The organism is Ruminococcus sp. RTP21198st1_G1_RTP21198_201120, assembly GCF_040924265.1.
GTDB classification, from domain to species: Bacteria; Bacillota; Clostridia; order Oscillospirales; family Ruminococcaceae; genus Hominimerdicola; species Hominimerdicola aceti.
This window is the reverse complement of the sequence record NZ_JBCOMH010000024.1, coordinates 1-20,986: the sequence shown is the minus strand read 5'-3', so window position 1 is coordinate 20,986 and position 20,986 is coordinate 1. Positions and strand designations below refer to the sequence as shown.

Genomic DNA, 20,986 nt, shown 5'->3' with positions numbered 1-20,986 from the left:
CTATTTTGATGGATATATGGATAACTCTACGAGTTACCAACATAACCACAAAATCTACTACTGCGGATTCCATTCCACATATCTATCCATACATGTATTACCAATTGTGATTGTTCATGTATTCATCAGCAGCTAATCTGAAAAACGCAGACAGGCTCAAACCGTGTGCTTTTGCTTTTGTGGTTTCTTCTAGAAAATTCATTTTTCCCTGTTCATTGAATTTATCCACAATCAATTTTAATTCTTCAGAAATCATATTTTTTACCTTCCTCCAAGTTTTTCACTTAGCAATTAATACCTTTTCTAAAACACCACAACAAGCAGTCTTCTACATATCGTAATAACAATAATGCATCTTCTTTGCTAGCGACATCTTCGTGATGTGTTCCCAATCCAGACTTCACACTATACATGGTCTGAAATAAACGGAATCTGTTTGCACCTTTTTTGTTTGTAATCCAATATGTATATATTTTCTTTATAGATGTAAGCTGTGCTCCGTTCTCAATAATTGTCTCACCAGTTGCATTCAGAATGCCTTTAATATAATCATTATTAACTGTATCTAATTTTTTGAAAAAGTTCTCAAAAAGCGACCTACAGTTTTCGATACAACTTACATACTGACCTGAACCAAAATTTGAAATAGCTTCATCGTAAAGAATTACCAAATCTGAATGATGCGTTACTAACATAGAACGTAAATATGTAACATCTGCATTTCTTTGCTGCGCACCACCAGAAGCAGGAATAAGAGAATAATTTATTGTTTCGTAATAATCATCCTCCTCGACAGTTTCAAGCAACTCATATCCAATTACATTGAGGTAGTTCGTTAACTTCTCATACTGCTGCTCATCTATCTGATGAATACTTTCCAAAATTGTGTTTAAAAATCTTAACAACGCTGTTTCATCGGATTCTATTTTCTCACAGATAGACATACATGTGTATTCTGGATTATACTGGTCATTTCTGTTTTGATAACCTCTGTTATACCAATAAGGACATAATCTATTTTCATATTCTTCTATAAATGATGATAATCCTGCTTTTTTAAGCAATACTTCACCATCATCGTTATTGTCAATGAATCTATTCATAATTTTCCCGAAAATGCTGTAAATATTTGAACGTGCTATTCTTTCCTTTGTATCAATCATATACTTTCCTCCTTCTTTAACATCTAATCCACTGCCTGCTATATTGCCAACAGTCGAGTTGCCGGATTAGACAACATCTAAATCACTCACTCAAATTGAGTTTGCACCCTAGATAACATTTATACTAGTGCCACAACCCACGACATCTAATCCAAAGCCTAAACCCTCTGATCGTTTTTACAGTAGATATGTTTCAATATAAGAAATACGGACTTTCATGAGCTATTGCCTAATCTCAAAAAAAGCCCGGAAATACGCCACTTTTCAGCACTTGATTTTATTTTCTTGACAGCAAACAGACCGTCTCCACATGCCCCGTCCTACCAAACAGATCCACGCCCTTGACCTTGACCGTCTTATACCCCAACTCTTCCAGCACAGCACAGTCCCTAGCAGCAGTAGCGTGATTGCAGGATATCATAACTATCCTGTCAGGGGACATTTTTGCCATGTACTCCAGTGCGTCCCTAGTGCAGCCCTTTCTTGCAGGGTCAGCTATTATCACATCTGGTCGCTCGCCACGGCTGTAAAGTATCTCTGCTATCTTTCCTGCGTCACCACATATAAATTCCGCATTTGTGAGATTGTTTGCTGCGGCATTTCGCTTTGCATTGTCTATTGCAGATTGTATTATCTCAACACCTATGAGCTTTTTCACCTTTTTGCTCATTGACAAACCAATCGTTCCTGCACCGCAGTAAAGATCAAGAAGAGTTTCCTTTCCTGTCAGCTGAGCATAATCTGCGGCAATTTCATAAAGCCGCTCCGCCTGAATTGTATTTATCTGATAAAATGACAGCGGTGATATCTCTATATCATTTCCACACATGGTATCGTGTATCGTGTCGCTTCCATACGCAGTAACAAGCTTCTGTCCGAGTATACAGTTGGTCTTTCGGCTATTCTCATTGAAAACTATACTCTTTATATCAGCATATTTTTTGCAAAGCTCACCCACAAGCACATCAAATACGCCACGCTTTTTAAGGTCGGTTATAACAAGACAGACCATTATCTCACCTGAGTGTTCGCCACGCCTGAGATAAATATGCCTGAGCAGACCGCTTCCCGTTTCCTCGTTGTATGCCTTTATCTTCCGCTTGTTCACATAAGCCATTATTTCATCGGCTATTGCCTTGAATACAGCAGGCTGTAATGCACAATCAGTGTGATCGCATACATGATGAGAACGCCTTGAATAGAATCCGCAAACTGCCCTGCCGTCCTGCTCTGCTACAGGGTACTGCGCCTTGTTACGATAGCCAACAAGCTGTTTACAACCCTCAAATCTGTCATATTCAGGATAAAGCTTACCAATACGCTCAAATGAATCCTTTATGAACTGCTCTTTTACACGGCATTCTTCCTCATAGCTCATGTGACGAAAACAACAACCGCCACACCTTGAATACACAGGGCAATCGTTCTTCGTTCTTTCAACCGAACGACTTACAATATTTTCGATAATGCCATAGCAATACGTTTTGCAGACCTTGACTATCCTGCATTCGATAACGTCGCCAATAACAGTAAAAGGCACGAAAACAGCAATGCCCTCGTGCTTTCCTACTCCGTTGCCCTCATTTGTCATACCGCTTATTTCAAGCCTGATAATCTCATTTTTCTTTAGCATAAAATTCCTCTATCTCATTTTTTCGCTTAAGCATAAGCTCAAAATGCTTATTGTATTCCAGCGGAAATTTGTAATTGAACACACGCTCCAAACGTCCGCCCTCTTTGTCAACAAGCTTTGTCGAGCCACCTGCACCCATTGCAAGAATGGTTTGAACCTCTTCCATTATATAGATATTATACAAACTCTCGTGACCCTGCTTTGTCCAGCCTATATTTTCAAGATTTTCAAGCATATTTTTCTGTCTGTAGAGATAATAAGGCAGATAGCCGCTTTCAAGAAGTCTTTTTGTGGCATACTCTACCATTTTATCGGCTGGATTTTTCAGCACTTCCCTGTCGCCACTGTGATTTAGCCTAGCCGCACGCTTTATGGAAAGTGTGTGTACAGTGATATTCTCAGGAGCAAGCTCGATAAGCTTATCAATGGTATTCTCAAAGCTCTCCACTGTGTCTGTTGGCAGACCTGCGATTATATCAGTATTTATAGAGTCAAAACCAACTTTTCTTGCAAGGTCAAAGCTATCAAAAAACTGTGCAGTTGTGTGCTTTCTGCCAATAGCCTCAAGAACGCTGTCATTCAAAGTCTGTGGATTTATAGATACTCTGCCACAGCCGTTTGCTTTAAGCACCTTCAACTTTTCTTCAGTTATGGTGTCAGGTCTTCCCGCTTCAACAGTGTATTCACGGACAGTTGACATATCAAAGCTGTTTGCAATGACCTTCATAACTCTGTCAAGCTGAGCAGCAGTAAGCGTGGTAGGAGTGCCGCCGCCAAAATATACGGTGTCAAGCTTTAAACCAAGCTTTTTCGTTATCTTCGCAGTATAAACTATCTCCTCACACAGCTTGTTCACGTACTCAGGGATAAGCTTCATACAGCCCTCGATAGATTGCGAAACGAAAGAACAGTAGGAGCATCTTGTGGGACAAAACGGCACTGACACATAAAGACTAAAGCTGTCCTTTTCAAGCTCATCGAGGACAGGCTTCTGGGTTATAGCAGTTTTGTATGCAATATCGCACTTTTCTTCGCTGCAAAGATATCTGCTCTCCATGGCTTTAAATATCTCCGCCTTGTTCATGCCCTCACTGAGCATATCATTCACACGCTTCACAGGTCTTATTCCCGTTATAACGCCCCATTTCGGCACAATGCCTGTTATCTCGCTCATTGCCTTAAAAAGAAGTCTTGACAGCGAAAGTTCCATGTCGCTTTCAAAATGCACAAACTCCTCTTTTTCACAAGTCTTGCCGTCATATCTCACCTTAACGCTCAAACAAACATTGTCAGCGTTATCCTTTTTCTGAGCGAACACATAATCGTCCTCTGTATCTATGCTGTCAGAAAAAACGTGGGTAAAGAGCGTTGCAGGGATAAAAAGCTTCATTACTCCCTCAAGCTCATATTTATAATCGTTGCCGCTGAATATCAGAGTCATTTCAAAGCCTCCGCAGCCTGCCTGAGATATGGGTTATACTTTCTCTCAGCGTCAAGTGTCGTGACATTCATGTGACCAGGATAAACAGTTAGATTTCCACCAAGGTCAGCTATTTTCATAAGCGACTTCATGAGGGCTGGGCTGCTTCCATCAGGCATGTCAGTTCTGCCAACACTTCTTGAAAATAGGGTATCTCCCGAAAACATATTCATGCCGCATATGAAACAAACAGAACCGCTTGTATGTCCCGGCGTTTCCAATACGTCAAATTCAAGCTCGTCAAGCTTTAGTATATCGTCCTCTGTAAACACATTGACCTTGCCTGTGTAATTTCTGTGTCCTCTTATTCTGAAAAGATTAGCAAGCATTCCTGCGTCATCTGTAAGCTTAGGCTTATCCATAATGTGGATATACACCTCGCAGCCTGTCCTGTCTACAAGGTCAGCCACAGCACCGATATGGTCAAAATGACCGTGGGTAAGAAAGATCTTTTTAAGCGTAAGACCGTGACTCTCTATCTCACCGAGAATATAATCGGGGTCGGCAGGTGCATCGATAAGAACGCAGTTATTTTCTTCGCTTGCAACAATATAGCTGTTCGTTTCACAAACACTCAATGGTTTGAGCCTATATATTTTCATTATATGTCCTTTCTTATTTACCGCTTCTTTCAACAGAAATAACGTTCTTTATTTTCTGAAGCTTGTTTATAACATTGTTGAGCTGTTCCATTCCTGCAATGCTGACAGTTACGGAAAGCATTGCATTGCCGTTTTTCAGTTCCCTTGAGGTTGACTCATAGATAAAAATATTGATCATTGCAAGCGCTGACGAAACGTCTGCCAGCAGACCTATTCTGTCAACCGCAACAATATCCAAAGTACACTTGAAATAGCCAGTATGCTTTTCAGAACTTTCCCACTTAACATTTATCCAACGAGCGGCATTTTCAGGATCATCTTTCTGCGAAAGATAGTTCACGCAATCCTTTTTATGCACGGATATGCCGTGACCTCTCGTGATAAAGCCGACTATTTCGTCACCTGGAAGCGGATTACAGCACTGTGCAAACTTGATAGCGCAGTTGTCGATGCCGTCAACGATAACACCGGTGGAATTTTTAGAAGTCTTTATCTTATTTTCAAGGTCAGAAGTATCAGGCTGAGCCTTTTCACCATATTTCTTATTATACTCAGATTTCAGCCTTTGCATCACCTTTGAAAGCTGAACTCCACCATAGCCGATAGCTGCAAAGAAGTCGTCAAGGGTATCACAGCTGTGTCTGTGCATATCCATTTTGAGAAAGTCCTCAAGTTCTTCCTCAGGCACTCTTATATTATTTCTGCGGAACTCTCTTTCAAGAGCATTTCTGCCCTCAAAGATATTTTCCTCTCGTCTTTCCTTTTTGAACCATGAACGTATCTTTGATTTGGCTTCATTGGTCTTGCAGATATTAAGCCATGAACGGCTTGGGCCATGACCTTCAACGTTGGTAGTAAGTATCTCGATTATCTCGCCTGTTTTTATCTGATAATCATAAGACACCATTTTCTTGTCTACCTTTGCGCCGCACATCTTATGACCCACCTGTGTGTGGATAGCGTAAGCAAAGTCGATAACAGTTGATCCGACAGGCAGTGTTATCATATCGCCCTTTGGAGTGAAAGCAAAAACGTCCTCAGGGGCAAGGTCATTTTTGATAGCCCTTACTATCTCCTCAACGTCGTTTGACTCCTGCTGTGACTCGATTATCTGTCTTATCCATGCAAGGCGCTGATCGTCCTTTGAGCTACCCCTTACGCCCTCTTTATATTTCCAGTGAGCTGCGATGCCATATTCAGCCGTTCTGTGCATTTCCCATGTTCTTATCTGAACCTCGAAAGGTATTCCCTCTCTGCCGATAACAGTTGTGTGAAGAGATTGATACATATTAGCCTTAGGCGTGGAAATATAATCCTTAAATCTGTTTGGGATAGGTCTGAACATATCGTGGATTATGCCAAGTACGTTATAGCACTCGGTAACTGTATTGACGATAATTCTTACGGCATAACGATCATATATCTGGTCTATCTCCTTGCCGTCACGATATACCTTTTTATAAATACCATAATTGCTTTTAACTCGACCCTCGATAAGGGGAACAGGGTCAAAATCCTTTTCAAGCCTGTCATGTATCTTGTGCTTGATGTTTTCAACAAGCTGTTCACGGCTGCCCTTTCTGAGCTGCATTTGCTCGTCTATCTCGGCATAAGCATAAGGATCAAGATAGTAAAAAGCAAGATCTTCAAATTCATCTTTAATTGAGCGTATTCCAAGGCGGTGAGCTATCGGTGCATAGATGTTCATTGTTTCATGGGCGATAGTTCTGCGTTTTGAATCTTTGCAATAATTAAGAGTACGCATATTGTGAAGTCTATCTGCAAGTTTTATGATAATAACACGAATATCCTCGCTCATTGCAAGAAGAATTTTTCTGATATTCTCAGCTTTCTGCTCGTCTTTGGTGAAAGTTTCTACCTTTTTCAGCTTTGTAACGCCATTTACAAGCATTGCAACGTCTGAGCCAAAATTCTTCTGTAATTCTTCAAGAGTGCATGGAGTGTCCTCCACAACGTCATGAAGAAGTGCTGCACAAATAGTATCAGTATCCATGCCAAGCTCCAAAAGAATATATGCAACAGACAGAGGGTGGGTTATATACGGCTCGCCAGACTCTCTTTTCTGATTGTGATGATACTTTTCAGCAAGTTCATAGGCGGAAACGATTTTTGACAGATCGTACTGCCTCTCGCCATCAAGTATTTTCTGAATAAGTGCATCAATGGAACACACCGACCTCTCACCTATATGCTCAGGCTTTGAAGCTTCAGGCACAGCGTCGGTATAGTCAGGCGAAGCCGTAGGAGCAGGCTTTTCTTCAAACTGCTCTTTAACCTCGGATTCGGCAGGAAGATCTTCTTCACTGACAGTTTTTATCTCAGGCATATTTTCTATCTTATCCATTTCAGCAGGATCAAGCAAAATATTCTCTTTATCTGACATTTTAGTTACCTGCCTTTCCAAGCATTTCATTCAGCTTAACAAGAGTTTCAGAGTCCTCAAGATTTACCTTTTGTTTCGGCACAACGTAGCTTATTTTCATAGTTGCGGGTCTGAACTCGATAAGACCCCTATCACGGAAAATATCAACGCAAATATGCAGTTTGCAATAATTCATGCTGTCGCTTGATATTTTCATGAAAAGATTATCCAACGTAATATTCTTAACTGCACTTATGTATTTATATACACCGATAAGCTCCTGCCTTGTCGGGATTATTTTTCTTATAAAACTTGCAGGAAGCTGTTCCCCGCGCATGAGCTTTTCATAACAATCCTTTGCCGCAAAATATCTTTCCTGCTTTACTCCACTCAATCTATGGTCGATAACTCTTATGGATATGGACTCACGGTTATTGAACACATTTATTCCAAGCTCCACGAGCATATCAAGCTTATCGCCAACTGCGAAACAAGCTTTTTCAGGTGCAAGGGAGAAAATAAGAGCCTGTCCTCTATAGCTTCCGTATGAAAACTCGATCTTTGTATGCTTGCCCTGTGACAGCGGTATTATCTTATCTACTCTTACTCCAAGCATTGCAAAAACGGGAGCTGGATTCTCTGCACCAAAAGGCTCCATTGCTGAAAGACCCTTTACATTATCAAGGTTGATATCCTGTGGCATAAGAAGCTTATCCGCTATAAGCTCAACGCTAGGGAATTTCTCCATAGGATCGCTGTATTCATACACCATTTGAGTGAACTTTTCGATGTTCTCAGCCTTCAGCGACAGACCTCCTGCACACTCATGTCCACCAAATTTATCAAGCAGCTCTCCGCAATGCTGAAAACACTTGAATATATTGAAGCCCTTTACGCTTCTCGCAGAGCCTCGTGCGTTTCCATCATCATCAATGGAGATTATAACATTTGGCTTTCCGTAAAATTCCAAAATGCGTGAAGAAACAATGCCAATAACTCCGTGGTGCCAGCCCTTGCCTGAAAGCACAAGCACTCTATGGTCAAGAGTTTCAGGGTGAGCGTTTATATGGTTTACTATTTCTGTCATTATCTCTGTTTCCGTCTGCTTGCGCTGGGCGTTAAGATTTAAAAGAGTGTCAACATAATTTTCAGCGTCCTCTGGGTCTTCGCTTAGAAGTGTTTTTACCGCTGTAAGTGGTGAGCCAAATCTGCCCGAAGCGTTTATAACAGGGGCAATCCTAAAAGCAATGCCTGTTGAGTCAAGAGCATTTCTATCAAGCTTTGCTTTATCTATAAGATAGTTTAGTCCCAATATTTCGGTGTTTGCAAGATATTCAAGACCACGCTTAACAATAGTTCTGTTTTCCCCTGTGAGTGGCACAACGTCCGCAACTGTACCGATAGCACAAATGTCGGCATACTGTTCCATAACAGTGTCGTAACTGCCACCGTCAAGTGCAGCACAAAGCTTGAAAGCTACACCAACTCCTGCAAGGTCTTTGTATGACGAAGGACAATCTGCACGATGCGGATTAACAATAGCCCTTGCCCTCGGAAGCTTCTCAGGCGGTTGGTGGTGATCTGTGATAACAAGTTCCATATCAAGCTCTGCAATACGTTCAGCTTCCTCAACCGCGGAAATGCCGTTATCCACAGTGACGATAAGCTTAACACCCTTTTCTGCAAGCATTTCAATAGCTTCCATGTTCATGCCATATCCAGCCTCACGCTCAGGAATATAGTACATAACGTTTGCGCCCATGCTTTCAAGATAATTGTAAAGTATAGTGGTGGACGTAACTCCATCGCAGTCATAGTCACCGTAAATACAAATAAGGTCATACTGATCAACCGCCTTGTTTATCACCTCGGCGGCTATAGCCATATCTTTTATAAGAAAAGGATCACTAAGTTCTTCGCCTTTAAAAAAATCAGCAAGGCTGTCAAAGTCAGTGAAACCCCTTGAAGTCATGACGTCTAGGGTAAGGCTTTTCAAGTCACACTTGTTCATAAACTCTGCAGTTTTCACAGGGTCAGGTCTGTTTATTCTCCATTTTTTCATATAGAAATAGTCCTTTACGCAAATTTACATTCATTATTCATTATACCACATAAACTGCCTTTTTTCAAGTAGCATCAAGAAAAAGTGTGAAATTTTAGGGATAAAAACAGCACCGCAGAAATCCCCGCAGTGCTGAAATATGGATCTTTTATTATTTTGCCGCAGAAACTGCAACATCGTTTCTGCCATATTTTTCATTACCTGTTGGTTTATCACCTACAGGATTGAATGTTGGAACGATCTTTTCGACCATTTCAACGATATTTTCGTCATTGTTATAGCTTGCACGAGCAAGCTCCCCAAGCTGACCAAGGAACGTTTCTGTGTCAAACGGTATAGGCTTTCCGATATGGATAAGCTCATTATCCGTTTTCATCATGCCCTCCTCTGCCATAAGCTTCTCCTCAAAAAGCTTCTCGCCAGGACGCAGACCTGAGTAAACTATCTTGATATCTACATCAGGCTTATATCCTGAAAGTCTGATAAGATTTCTCGCAAGTGTGTCTATCTTCACAGGCGCACCCATATCAAGGACAAATATCTCGCCGCCCCATGCGTATGTGCCTGCCTGAAGAACAAGGCTCACAGTCTCAGGTATAGTCATGAAATATCTTATGATATCAGGGTGAGTAACTGTAACAGGACCGCCTGCTTCTATCTGCTTTTTGAACAGTGGGATTACAGAGCCGTTGCTTCCAAGAACGTTTCCAAAACGAACTGCAACAAACTGTGTGCCATTTCTGTCCTTATTGCCAACGCTTTCGATCTTAACCGCTTCACTGCTCTCTATATTATCAACAGCTATCTCGTCTATCGGATCGTTCTCAAGCATACCGTCTGTCATTTCATCAACGTGTGCATGGAGCATAGGTAGAAGATCAGTTCTGCCTGCCTTGCTGATAGCGTCCATGCTCTGGATGACCATTTCGCAGAGTCTTTTACTTGCACCCATAATATTAGTAGGGTTTACAGCCTTATCGGTGCTTATAAGCACAAACCTCTTTGTGCCATGCTTCAAAGCGGCATAGGCTGTCTTGTATGTACCAACAACATTGTTTTTGATAGCTTCATTAGGGCTTGTTTCCATAAGCGGAACGTGCTTATGTGCTGCAGCGTGATAAACGATATCAGGCTTGTATTTTTCAAAAACGTCATTGATACGTCTGCTGTCACGAACAGAGCCGATAAGCGTCACAAGATTGAGTTTACTGCCATATTTACGTTTAAGCTCCTGCTCTATTTCATAAGCATTGTTTTCATAAATGTCAAATATTATAAGCTGTTTAGGCTCATGACCTGCTATCTGTCGGCAAAGCTCGCTTCCGATAGAGCCACCGCCACCTGTTACCAAAATGGTCTTACCCTTAAGGTGCTGGAATATCTCGTCCATGTTTACTCTGATAGGCTCTCTTCCAAGCAGATCCTCGACCGCAACAGGCTTCATCTTGCTGAGAAGCACCTCACCATTTGTTATCTGATAAACGCCCGGAAGCTGTTTCATCTCACAGCCTGTTTCCTTACAAATATTAAGGATATCCCTTTTGTTCTCGGGTGATGCAGTTGGGATTGCAAAAAGGATCTGATCAATATTATACTTTTTGACGCTTTCCATAATGCAATCACGGCCACCGACGATAGGAACTCCTCCGATATTTCTTCCCCACTTATTTGGGTTATCATCGATTATGCAGAGTGGTCTTGCATTTGCACGTTCTGACATCGTAAGCTCTTTAAGGATCATCTGACCCGAAGCACCTGCACCAATGACCATTGCATTATGCACTGCCACCTGATTTGTTACCTGTTTTGCTCTTAAAAGGGTAACATATCTATAGGCAAAACGCACTGCTGTTATAAGCACGAACTGAGTTCCCGCTCCTACTATATAGTAAGCCACAGGCATTCTCATGAAGAGTAATGTTATACCAACAGTCTGGAATATGGTAGTAACTATCGAGGCCAAAAATATCCTTGACAGTTCGCCAATGCTAGCAAATCTCCACAAACTATTATAAAGCTTGAACACAAAAAACACCACAACACAGAAAGCTGTATATATTGGAGCAAACTTTACATAGGCAAGCATATACTCCTTTGGTATTGCAGAAAAAGTAAGGTCAAATCTGATGAAAAGTCCGAAAATGTAGGATAGATTTACGGCAACAATATCATAGAAACACAGAAAGAATGCAATAAGCATCCAATGTTTTATCTTTTTGTTTTTCCACACCTGAACTGTGTTTTCACTTGTTTTCTCCATAAATAAAACATACCTCCGCTCAATTAAAGCAATGAATAAGATCACACCATGGCCACCCCTCAATGGCACAGTGCAGGCTATTTATAATATCATCAATATTTTTTCTATACTTAAAAAGCAAACATTCTTTCTTCGTCAGCCATAGCAGACATGAGTACTTTATCAGAACGTCTTATATTTTCACTTCCAGATCTTTTAGCTATAAGATCAAAATTAGGTTTTCTATCATCAAGATTATGAGCATCGCTTCCAAAGACAAAATCTCTGCCACTTGAAATAAGCTTATTAACAAAACGTCTAGAGGAAAAATGCTCAAAAGCTTCTGCATTTATCTGAAAAACTGCATCCACAGACATCAGACTTTTCAGATCTGACTTTGAATAAACGCCCATATATCTATGTACATGGGCGATTATCGGAATAAGCCTTCGAGAATTTGCTATTTCGTCTATCTCCTCGACGATCCAACTGTTATACTGGGTGAAGGGTGGTTCAAGAAGAATAAGTCTTGTTCCGCTGATACACAGCTTTTCAAGTTCTCCTAATACGCTGATGCCCTTTTCTATAGCCACCTCAGCACCAATATGTATATCCTTCACGGCAGGGTCAGATGCCATGAGCTTCTCATAAGCATTTTGCCGTTTGACAAGATAACTGTCTAAAGAAGCTTCCCTGTGCATATAAAAATGCGGTGTTGCCACAATTATACCTATGCCCTGCTGTTTCATCATTTTTATCATTTTAAGTGATGTTTTGATGCTGTCAGAGCCGTCATCAATATTCGGCAGTATGTGGCTGTGATAATCGGTAGTCAATCTAACATCTCCATGTCATTTAACTTTCGGCAGAAGTATCCTTCCCACCGTATTTATAGCTGTAGTCATATTTATACTTGTAGCTATACTTGTATCCGTAATGAGAACCGTTCTTTGCGGAAATATCATTAAGAACGAACCCAAGCAGATTGCAATCGCCTATCTCAAGCTTCTTCATAGACTCCTCTATCTCCTGATATGTAGTTCTGCCATATCTTGCCACAAGAAGAACGCCTGCGACCTCGTCTGCAAGGCTCATTACGTCAGTTACAGGAAGCAACGGGGTTCCGTCGACAATAACATAATCATACTTATGCTGAACATATTCAAGCAATTCACGCATTTTCTCAGAAGCAAGAAGCTCTGACGGGTTTGGAGGCAAAACGCCTGATGTAAGAACAGCAAAATTGCCATTCTTGGTTTCATGCACACACTTATCAAATGTGCTTTCACCACTCAGTATTGTTGAAAGTCCAACATTGTTTTTTAACTTGAAGTTTCTGTGCTGAACAGGTCTTCTCATATCAGCGTCAATAAGAAGTACCTTATTTTCTGTTTCAGCCATTGAAGCTGCAAGGTTTGCAACTGTTACAGACTTACCCTCACTTGGATTAGGGCTAGAAACGACAACTATCTTATTTCGTGTTGTAGAAAGTGTAAACATAAGGTTTGTACGCATTGTTTTGTAGTTCTCTACAATATTAAATGGTATATCCTTATTATTGAACAGAAGCTGTTTTTTTCTGTCAGCAGAAGAACCTTCATCCTTTTTAGAAGTCTTTCCGCCAATATTCATTATCTCACCAACGATAGGCTTCTGATAAATGTCGCCAAGCTCATCAGAATTCTTTACAGTGTTGTCAAAGAAGTCGATAACAAGTATCACTAGAACAGCCACCATCAAGCCACCAACAAAGCCAAGGGCAACATTTTTAGTGGTGTTAGGAGAAACAGGTGTATTGTAAACTTCAGCATCACCTATCTTTTCAACTGAGCCTGCACCGATAACTCTTATAAGAAAGCTTGGAGCGACGTCAGCCATTATGTTACAAAGATCAGAAGAAAGCTTTGCATTGGTTGTTGTGGCAGTTATCTGAAGTACCTCTGTCTGATTTACAGCGGTCATGCTATAAGCATTTCTCAGGCCGTCATTTGAAACCCTGCCGCTCGTTACAGTAAAATAAGGAGCAAGCTGTTCAGGAGTATACATCTCAAGAAGCTTATCGCTTACCTCGTTCATTACCGGGTCATCAGTAAGTATAACAATGTAGGTCTGTACCAATGACTTTGAAGCGTTAATATCCTGTAAGTCAACATTAGTCTTATCCTGACCCGTTGATTGATTATCAGCACTTTTAACATACATTGAAACGTGTGACTGATACTGCTTACTCATAACAAATTTTGATACAAAAAGGGCCAGTATCGCACACACTATTGAAGCGGCAACGATATACCAAACCTTTCCGAGAAGAAGTACCAGAAGATCCTTGATAGTGTAATTTTTTTTCATTTGAATTATTCACCCTATTGTTGATATTTTCGTTATTTTCCCAAAAAATAAACCGTACAATAATAATTTTATCACATTCTATTCAAAAAGTCAACTTTAAACGATACGTTTTTTTGTATTTCAACAAAAAATTGGTTTTTTGTTATAACATACAATAAGATAAACTAAATCAGCCAAGTATTTGTCGGAAAATCATATAAGCTGACAGCTTAATTTAACAATTATGAACGGCTACTGTAAAAGCCGCCATTACAGCCGTTCCAAAACTATTTACCAGTCCTTGTATCATAAGTATGCCGAAATTCATGACAGATTGCTGAACTGAGGCAGCGGTCGGCATTCGCACCACTTCACCAAAGCTGCAATCCTTCCAAGATTTTTTCATGAAGGATAGTCGCAAAAGAGGTTCTTTGGCAAGAGTGTAAAAGCAAAGTCCCACACCTGACAGGATAATTCTAACATAATCAGATGTCAACAACATTATTTTCATTGGAGTATGCAAAAGTTTCAAAATCTCATTGGAAAAGCACAATGTGATAGGCTCTGTCACCAAAGTAACAGAGCCTATGATCAGAGATGATATGTTCAGACAGCCTTTCAGGCGGCGTTCATTTCTTTCAGCGAAACAATAAGAAACAAGCGAGTCACAGCCATGCACAGACCTATTATGATCGGATAAAGAAAAGTCGTGAGGGTGTATGTGCCGCCCACAGCCGCAAGGGCATTTTCGCCAAGAAATCTGCCAACAATAAATGTGTCGGAAATGTTATACACCTGTTGGAGCAGATTTCACAGTATCATCGGGCTTGAAAAAGCAAGAAGCAAGCTTATGATACTGCCGTTTGTAAGATCTCTTTTCATTATCGTTCTATCTCGATACTCATACAGTTTGTACCACTAAGCTGACAACTAAGTTCATCAGGCTGATGCGTACCAACATAGAGGGTGAATTCCTTTGCAAACTGTTTTCTCTCGCCGATATCTGACACTGTTGTGAAAGCTTTGTCAGGTACTTTGATTTCAACATCAAGCTTTTCACCTTTTTTGACAAAAATTCTCTTGAAGCCGCACAGCACAGGATAAGCCGGAGCATTATCACAATGTGATTTAATGTAAAGTTCGATAACATCACAAGTATCGGCACCGTTATTTTCTACCTCCACATTGACTTTGCCATCGTTATAACTAAGCGATGTAACAACAACATCTCCATAAGTAAGACCATAGCCGAATGGATAAAGAATGTTATCTCTTGTGTACCTATATGTTCTATCAGACATAGCATAATCAGTAAAGCAAGGTAGCTTGTCGGCGCTATTATAGAATGTAACAGGCAGTTTTCCTGATGGCGACACTTTACCAAAAATAATATCTGCAATAGCCTTGCCGCCCTCTGAACCCGGATACCATGCGTGGATAAGAGCGTCACAATCATGCTCGACATTTATTGAGCTTCCTGCCGCACATACCACTATCATAGGCTTGCCGATCTTTGCGACACGCTTTATAAGCTCACGCTGACTTTCAGGAAGTCTTAGATCGTTCTTGTCACCTGATGAAAACTCATTACCTGTGTCGCCCTCCTCGCCCTCAATAGTGGCGTCAAGACCAACGCAAAGTATCACAACATCAGAATTTGCCGCCGCCGCCTCAGCTTCGGCGTATCTATCCCCTGCCTGTGCCAGACCCGATACTCTGTCCTTATACAAGTGACAGCCTTCAGCATAAAGCACCCTGCCATCAAATGCGTCCTCGATACCCTCAAGGAAAGTAACATACCTGTCGGCTGTGCCGTTATAATTGCCCTCTAAAGCCGCTCTACTGTCGGCATTTGGACCTATTACAGCGATAGTTGATATTGATTTTTTGTCAAGCGGAAGAATGCCCTTGTTCTTGAGCAACACCATGGACTTCACTGCACACTGGTAAGATACAGCTTTATGCTCAGGGCAGGAAACAACGCTGTATGGTATGTTGTCATATTCCGTTGACTTGTCAAATATGCCAAGTCTTATGCGAGTTCTCATAAGAGCAACACAGGAAGCCCGGATTTCATCTTCTGTCACAAGCCCCTTATCAAGAGCAGAAAGCAGGTGTACATACGTACAACCGCAGTTCACATTACAGCCTGCTTTAAGTGCCATTGCGGCCGACTCTACAGGAGAAGACGTCACCATATGGTGTTCGTGGAAATCCCTTATTGCCCAGCAATCAGAAACAAAATAGCCATCAAAATCCCATTTGTCGAGCTTGCCCATTAGAAACTCACTAGCACATGACGGCTCGCCATTCACACGGTTATACGCACCCATTACACCCTCGACCTTTGCTTTTTTCACAAGCTCCTCAAAGGCATAAAGATAGGTCTCTTCAAGGTCTTTCCAATTAACCTCTGCATTAAATTCATGGCGAACAGCCTCCGGTCCGCTATGTACTGCAAAATGCTTTGCACAAGCGGCAGTTTTCAGTACCTTGCCACTGCCCTGCAAGCCTTTTACATATGCCTTGCCGCACTTTGCGGTAAGATAAGGGTCTTCACCGTAAGTCTCATGACCTCTGCCCCAGCGTGGATCTCTGAAAATATTTATATTAGGTGCCCAAAGGGTAAGACCTTTGTATATATCCCTGTCATCACGCTTTGAATACTCATTATACTTGGCACGAGCTTCTGTGGAGGTTATATCTGCCACTTTGAACACAAGGTCGGTGTCAAACATAGCCGCAAGACCTATTGCCTGTGGAAACATGGTGGCAACACCGCTTCGTGCAAGCCCATGGATACCCTCATTCCACCAGTTATAGGCAGGAATGCCGAGCCGCTCAACAGCAGGAGCATCATATCTAAGCTGTGAAGCCGCCTCCTCCACGGTCATTTCATTTACAAGTGCTTCAGCTCTTTCCTGAGCTGAAAGGCTTTCATTGAGATAATTTTTCATATATCCTCCTTGCACATTATATCAATTATATCATACATAAAGATTATACACCTTGGCATGATATCGTGTCAAGGCGTATAATTATAATAATTAATGTAGAAATTATATCTAAATGCTTTGAGATCAGCTTTGACACAAATCATAAAAGCACCAATACAGTAATGTTATAAGTCTTTTGTTTGAGAATGCCGAGGATCTTTTACATTTTCCAACAATATACAATCACATGAAATAGCGCATATACGCACTTATACATAACTATTTCAAATTAACGTAAAAATATTTGCTTTTTTCTGAAAAAAATACCAATAATAATATTGACAATCGAATTTTAATAGTGTATAATATTGTTATAAGAAAATATTACGAAAGGTGATAGGTGTTATGAAAAAGATATTTAAGTCAATTTCGGCTTCTGTTACTGCGTTCATCATTGCTTCAACAATGGTTGTAAGCGCATCAGCAGCTTCTTCTGCCGATGTTGTTTCTGCAGCTAAATCAGCAGGTGTTCCTTCTAACCATGTATCAGAGCTTAAGAACTACCTTGATTCTCACGCTTCAAAGTTCAGCTCTGCTGACTATGATTACATGGTAAAGGCTCTCTCTGATTGTGGTGCTACATATGTTCAGCCTGTTGCTGACAAGCTTTTTGGTGCAGGAACAGATCTTGCTTCACTAACAAACGATCAGCTTAGACAGGTGTTTAAGGAAATGGGCGAGGATAGCAGAAAGGCTATTGCTGATGCTTGCGTAGCTACAGGTAAACACTTTGGTGTCACTATCAAGGTAGACGAGCTTACAAGCAAGGATTGGAACGTTCAGGTTGTTGATTCAGATGGCAATACAAACATTGGAACAAACACAGGTAACGGTTCACTTAATACTGGTGCAAACAGCATGACAGCTGTTCAGGTTGCTGCGGTTCTTACACTTGCTCTTAGTGCATTTGGTATTACAGTAGCTGTTAAGAAGAACAAAGAGTGCTAAGATATGGTCAGGAAAGAGGTTAAAGCTTCCTCGTCTGACGCAAACAAACTGAAAAAAAATAAGAGGACGTCAGTGGCTGTAATGGTCTTGACGCCTCTTTTAGTTTTGGCTCTTTGTTTGTCTATCATGACGCTGGTAAGTTATAAAAAATTCATAGAGCTGCAAGGATATGCAGCAATAGCGTTCAATGAGAACGCTCATTTGAAAAACCCATCAGAGGATAATAAATACAGAAATGCAGACGCACTGCCTATGAAGGGATTAACAAAAGTCACAGTGCCAGATTCTGAAAATAAGACGGAACAGCATGAGATAATCTATCCGTATTACGGCGACAAATATGCCGAGCTGACCGTAAAGAATGATAAGGCAGGCATTGACAAAGAGCCTGTTTACTGGGGAGACTCTGATGATCTCCTAGCAAAAGGGGTTGTGCAATCTAACTATTCTGCATATATAGGTGCTACAGGCAGAGTTGTCCTTGCGGCACATAACCACACTTATTTCAGATATTTACCTAATATTCTAGTGGGTGATCAAGTGATACTAAAAACAGATTATGGCAAATTTACTTATGAGGTCACAGAAACTAAGGTACTTCCAGATACAGATACTTCCCTTTTGTATTATGACGTGACCGCAGATCCACCTGTAGATGATCTGATACTCTACACTTGCTGGAACAATGGATATATGGGTCTTTCAGATCAGAGGCTATATGTTATTTGCAAAGTCGTAAGCAAAGAATATAAGAATTAGGAGGGTAAGATCTGTGAAAAACAAAAAACTATACAACTACCTGCCTAATCTGATAATCTCGCTGTTTTTGGCGTTTATATTCCTTGCGCTGTCACTTCTGTTTGCGGCAGACAATATTTTCTTTGAACCGACAACCTATACGAACAGTATGTACAAGATAAAAATCGAGGACACGGCTTTCGAAGAGATACAGACATATTGTGAACAACAATATGCCTACACTGGTGTTGAAGCTGATACCCTGAAGAAGTCGATTAACAAAACTGATGTATCAAACGCTATTTATAGCTATGTTGAAGATACTTTCAGTTATATTCTTGGCAAAAAGAGTGGACTTCCTGAGTTTAAGGCAGACTTTACGCTTCTTGAAAAGAATATCTCAGACGATTATACAAAATGGGCTGAAAAAGAAGGCGTTAAATATTCTCAGGAACTTGAAGACATAAAGCAGAAGACAATAAAAAATGTGGAACAGGCAATTGAATCCGACCTTGACGTTATGCTTTTGAGCCATATAAATAAACCTAATGGCATTTCCACAAAGCTTAAAGATCTGCTTGTGCTTGCGAGAAAAATAAGGATAGCTCTTATTGCAACGGCTGTTATATTTATAGGCGTTATGGCAGCAGTGAACAGAAAGCATATAGGCGGTTTGCTTTATTGGGTTGGCACTTCACTTTTCTGTTCCTCAATGCTCATTCTTGTTCCGTGTGCTATCCTAAAGGGTACAAAATATTATGACGGGCTTGCGATACATAATGACACTGTGTATAATGCACTCACAAGATCCATGTATGGCTTAACTGACAGCCTTATTAAATTATCGACAGTTACTCTCATAGTGGCAGTTCTTTTTATGGCACTTTTTGCGTTGATAATCAATTTGACAAAGTTCAAAAAGAAAGAAAAATGCTAAATTTATCAGACCCCTGTTTTAAATAGGGGTCTGTTTTTTATAGAGGAAACAATTCCATTTAATAGTCGTCAATAGTTTAAAAATATGATTAAAACGTTATAATAATATTACGATATATGCAGTTCGTTGATATAGGTATATAAAAGAAGATGGAAAAGATTTTTGGCAAGGCAACTTATTATAATGATAGTTATGTCTTAAAGAAGTCATGATGGACGTTAAAAAGCCGCAGAAAAGTATATAGTTGTCCCCTCCAAAGTGAATGCTTTGGAGAGGATTCTTTTAAAACCAATATAATTAAATATGCTTTTCAAACATGACTTTGCATAATTCAGTTTCATCTCCACAAAAATCTTGTGTTTTGCTAACTTCAACAAAACCACATTTTTTATACAACCTTATAGCAGATAAATTATCAGCAGTGGTCTGCACTCGAACAAATCTTTTACCTTTGTCATGCAAAAAGCAATTAGCAAACTCGACCGCAAATGTTCCAACGCCATAATACTGATATTTTGGCTCAACGGCAAGCATTGAAATATAACCAACTTCAGCGTTTTCTAGTCCGTTGATTTTCAGCCAGGCAACAGGCATTAGTCCTCGACATATCAGAAAATTTTCCTCATCTGTATCATTATTCAAAATCGACTTGCACCACTCGTCATAGGATATTTTATCACCGTGTAAAGCCTTCAAATTTCTGTTGTAAAGATTGGCTACTATCTTTACATCAAGTTTTTCTCGTACAGTCACAGCGTTGTAAATTTGTCCAAACTGCTTTTCAAACATCAGGTCACCATTATTTATCAGATCATTAAACGTCTGATATGGTTTTTCAGTAAAGCCAAGCTTTTTCTGCAACTCAAGTGACGATGTGTTTTGTGGATCAACATAAGTTCGTACAGTTTTACAGCCCTTGTCTTTCAGTACATCAAAGGCTGTTGTAATCATTTTCTCCGCAATATGCTTGCGACGGTGGTTTTCAACAACAAACAGATCACCATAATACCAAAGTGTAGGGTCATCAATATTTTGTATACAACATAGCCGTCCCACAAAATCGTCTGAACTGCTTTGTGCTATCACATTAAAGTAATCCGTTTCTGACTTAAACCAAAAAAGCGTACTTCTCAACTCTGCAACATCACGTTGTCCCCAAAGTGCTTTGGAAATTTGCAAAGCAAGCTTATCTGACAAGTATTCGCTTATTCTTATGGTTATGATCTCAATATTTTTTGTATCCATAAAATCCTCATTTCATAAATAAAAAAAGTGTTCCCGAAAAATCGAAAACACTTAAATTCATTATTCACAAAAGAAGTTAGAACACAAAGCAATGTGAATGATAGATATTTTCGATTTCTCTGTTACGAATATTCATATCATTCACCTGCCTTTCAACTCTGGCAGGGGCAGAAGGATTCGAACCCTCGGCACGCGGTTTTGGAGACCGCTGCTCTACCAACTGAGCTATACC

16 protein-coding genes and 1 pseudogene are annotated in these 20,986 nt (G+C 40.4%); 3 read left to right on the top strand and 14 right to left on the bottom strand.

Translation table 11 applies throughout. The features are described 5' to 3' along the window. Positions 1–97 precede the first annotated feature (97 nt). The 13 genes and pseudogenes from AB5627_RS13190 to AB5627_RS13130 all read right to left on the bottom strand — a co-directional run bounded on the left by AB5627_RS13190 (position 98) and on the right by AB5627_RS13130 (position 16,847). The gene (locus AB5627_RS13190) at positions 98–256 is read right to left on the bottom strand and encodes a hypothetical protein (protein WP_265290943.1); all 159 of its coding nucleotides are present in this window, start codon (positions 254–256) and stop codon (positions 98–100) included. 28 nt (positions 257–284) lie between these two features. Next, positions 285–1,163, bottom strand: coding sequence for a hypothetical protein (locus AB5627_RS13185; protein WP_265290944.1), 879 nt, complete (start codon positions 1,161–1,163; stop codon positions 285–287). Positions 1,164–1,440: 277 nt separating this feature from the next. Next, complete coding sequence (gene rlmD / locus AB5627_RS13180) at positions 1,441–2,796, bottom strand: 23S rRNA (uracil(1939)-C(5))-methyltransferase RlmD (RefSeq protein ID WP_265290945.1); 1,356 nt, start codon at positions 2,794–2,796, stop codon at positions 1,441–1,443. Then, positions 2,780–4,237 carry a coproporphyrinogen dehydrogenase HemZ gene (gene hemZ / locus AB5627_RS13175; protein WP_117892016.1) on the bottom strand — a complete coding sequence of 486 codons (1,458 nt, stop codon included), beginning with the start codon at positions 4,235–4,237 and terminating at the stop codon, positions 2,780–2,782. The genes rlmD and hemZ overlap by 17 nt, the downstream gene beginning before the upstream one ends. Next, complete coding sequence (locus AB5627_RS13170; RefSeq protein WP_022286489.1) at positions 4,234–4,878, bottom strand: MBL fold metallo-hydrolase; 645 nt, start codon at positions 4,876–4,878, stop codon at positions 4,234–4,236. The genes hemZ and AB5627_RS13170 overlap by 4 nt, the downstream gene beginning before the upstream one ends. A 13-nt stretch (positions 4,879–4,891) precedes the next feature. After that, complete coding sequence (locus AB5627_RS13165; RefSeq protein WP_242989196.1) at positions 4,892–7,282, bottom strand: bifunctional (p)ppGpp synthetase/guanosine-3',5'-bis(diphosphate) 3'-pyrophosphohydrolase; 2,391 nt, start codon at positions 7,280–7,282, stop codon at positions 4,892–4,894. Between the two features lies 1 nt (position 7,283). Continuing rightward, positions 7,284–9,323 (bottom strand): single-stranded-DNA-specific exonuclease RecJ, encoded by a 2,040-nt coding sequence (gene recJ, locus AB5627_RS13160; RefSeq protein WP_278643808.1) that lies wholly within the window; start codon positions 9,321–9,323, stop codon positions 7,284–7,286. Between the two features lie 151 nt (positions 9,324–9,474). Beyond that, positions 9,475–11,583 carry a polysaccharide biosynthesis protein gene (locus tag AB5627_RS13155; RefSeq protein WP_368369893.1) on the bottom strand — a complete coding sequence of 703 codons (2,109 nt, stop codon included), beginning with the start codon at positions 11,581–11,583 and terminating at the stop codon, positions 9,475–9,477. A gap of 110 nt (positions 11,584–11,693) precedes the next feature. Next, entirely contained in the window at positions 11,694–12,398 is a 705-nt protein-coding gene (locus tag AB5627_RS13150) for a CpsB/CapC family capsule biosynthesis tyrosine phosphatase (RefSeq protein ID WP_022286493.1), read from the bottom strand. A gap of 19 nt (positions 12,399–12,417) precedes the next feature. After that, a complete protein-coding gene (locus tag AB5627_RS13145) occupies positions 12,418–13,911 on the bottom strand; it encodes a polysaccharide biosynthesis tyrosine autokinase (protein WP_022286494.1) in 1,494 nt (497 codons plus the stop codon). Positions 13,912–14,125: 214 nt separating this feature from the next. After that, a complete protein-coding gene (locus tag AB5627_RS13140; protein WP_265290950.1) occupies positions 14,126–14,401 on the bottom strand; it encodes a hypothetical protein in 276 nt (91 codons plus the stop codon). Then, positions 14,396–14,685, bottom strand: a pseudogene (locus AB5627_RS13135) (MATE family efflux transporter); the annotation flags it as partial. The pseudogene AB5627_RS13135 and the gene AB5627_RS13140, both read right to left, overlap by 6 nt. Before the next feature lie 86 nt (positions 14,686–14,771). Then, positions 14,772–16,847, bottom strand: coding sequence for a glycoside hydrolase family 3 C-terminal domain-containing protein (locus AB5627_RS13130; RefSeq protein ID WP_368369892.1), 2,076 nt, complete (start codon positions 16,845–16,847; stop codon positions 14,772–14,774). A gap of 384 nt (positions 16,848–17,231) precedes the next feature. Between AB5627_RS13130 and AB5627_RS13125 the strand changes: the two genes are divergently transcribed. The 3 genes from AB5627_RS13125 to AB5627_RS13115 are packed head-to-tail and all read left to right on the top strand — an operon-like array spanning position 17,232 to position 19,509. Then, positions 17,232–17,834, top strand: a complete 603-nt coding sequence (locus tag AB5627_RS13125) for a hypothetical protein (RefSeq protein WP_022286496.1) — start codon at positions 17,232–17,234, stop codon at positions 17,832–17,834. A 3-nt stretch (positions 17,835–17,837) separates the two neighbouring features. Beyond that, positions 17,838–18,593 (top strand): class D sortase, encoded by a 756-nt coding sequence (locus AB5627_RS13120; RefSeq protein WP_022286497.1) that lies wholly within the window; start codon positions 17,838–17,840, stop codon positions 18,591–18,593. Between the two features lie 13 nt (positions 18,594–18,606). Continuing rightward, complete coding sequence (locus tag AB5627_RS13115; RefSeq protein ID WP_022286498.1) at positions 18,607–19,509, top strand: hypothetical protein; 903 nt, start codon at positions 18,607–18,609, stop codon at positions 19,507–19,509. Positions 19,510–19,806: 297 nt separating this feature from the next. On the opposite strand, the gene AB5627_RS13110 is transcribed toward AB5627_RS13115, so the two are convergent. Next, positions 19,807–20,754, bottom strand: coding sequence for an N-acetyltransferase (locus AB5627_RS13110; protein WP_302837587.1), 948 nt, complete (start codon positions 20,752–20,754; stop codon positions 19,807–19,809). Positions 20,755–20,986 lie beyond the last annotated feature (232 nt).